Source organism: Aneurinibacillus aneurinilyticus ATCC 12856 (genome assembly GCF_000466385.1).
Taxonomy (GTDB): Bacteria; Bacillota; Bacilli; order Aneurinibacillales; family Aneurinibacillaceae; genus Aneurinibacillus; species Aneurinibacillus aneurinilyticus.
In genome coordinates, this window is record NZ_KE952726.1 from 1 (window position 1) to 1,405 (window position 1,405).

Genomic DNA, 1,405 nt, shown 5'->3' on the forward strand with positions numbered 1-1,405 from the left:
CTATTTAGCCCCCTAATGAATTTGGACACCTACTAAGAGTGGTTTTATACTTAAGGTTGCCAAATAAGGGGGCTTTTGTGATGCAAAGACGAAAACATTCTGCTGAATTTAAACAACAGGTGGTACAAGAAGCAATTGAAACAGGCAATAAAGCTTTGGTGGCGAGACGTCACGAGCTCAGTCCAAATCTCGTAAGCAAATGGGTAAAAGCTTTTCAGGAAAAAGGCAATCTAGATCATTCCGGCATTCAAGATATTGTTTCTCCCTCAGGGATCAAACAGTTGGAGGAGGAGAATGACCAGCTTAAAAAGCTGTTAGGCGAAAAAGATTTAGAAATTTCCATTCTCCGTGACGTACTAAAAAAGAAGAACCCTCACTTACTGAAACGCTTGAAATAGCGAATGAGTGGATTGCGAAAGGTTATGCCGTCCGTAAAGTCCTGAAGATTTTAGAGATTTCTCCTTCTACGTACTATTATCAATACAAGAAAGAAGAAAAGTCAGTAAGTGAGGGCAGACCCATTCCGGGCTATTCACTCACTAAGAACGGCAAAAAAATACCGGATGAACAAATACAGGAATGGCTGATGGAACTCATCTCAGGTGAAGCCGGTGTCTATGGCTATCGAAAGTTGTGCCTCCGCCTTCGAAGCGAGTATGCGCTACAGATTAACAAAAAGAAAGTGTACCGATTATGTAAGGAACTCGATATCCTACAGCCACAGCGAGAAGTGAAGTTCCACTATCCAAGAAAATTAGCGAGGAACCGGATCATCACTGAATCGAATCAGCTGTGGGAAGCAGATATTAAATACGGCTACATCGAAGGTGAAGAGCGTTTCTTCTTTATTCTATCGCTCATTGATGTATATGACCGTTCCATCATTGATTATCATATTGGTTTACATTGTACCGGACACGACGCTGGCCAACTCGTGCAGCGTGCCTTGTTTAAGCGTCAGCAATTTGAAAGAGAAACAAAGCCAGTCATTCGAACGGATAATGGTCCACAATTTATTTCTCTAGCGTTTCAGAAAGCATGTGAAACGTTCCACATCGAACATGAACGCATTCCGCCGAGAACACCGAATATGAATGCCCATATCGAGTCGTTTCACCGATTACTAGAGTATGAATGTTTGAGGCGGTTCGCTTTTCATTCCTACGCAGATGCGTATCATGAGGTGGCTGAATACATGGATTTCTACAATAATCGAAGAATCCATTCGAGTATTTTAGATTTAGCACCAAATGAATTTTATCAACGAAACCAAACAGAAGAGCTAACGATTAAAGAAGTGAGAGTATGAGGCAGGATGATTTTCTTGCCTCACCTAAAATAAAGAGCAATTCTATGAAATAATGAGCTAAGAGTAGTATGTGTCCAAAATTAGGGGGTTAACCCG

The 1,405-nt window shown here is 41.3% G+C and carries 2 protein-coding genes; both read left to right on the plus strand.

All coding sequences use genetic code 11. The annotated features are described in order from the left end of the window. Window positions 1-80: 80 nt before the first annotated feature. On the plus strand, window positions 81-398 hold the full coding sequence (locus HMPREF0083_RS06220; protein WP_014479904.1) for a transposase: 318 nt from the start codon (window positions 81-83) through the stop codon (window positions 396-398). Window positions 399-409: 11 nt separating this feature from the next. Next, window positions 410-1,309, plus strand: coding sequence for an IS3 family transposase (locus HMPREF0083_RS06225; protein WP_026113687.1), 900 nt, complete (start codon window positions 410-412; stop codon window positions 1,307-1,309). The last annotated feature ends 96 nt before the right edge of the window (window positions 1,310-1,405 follow it).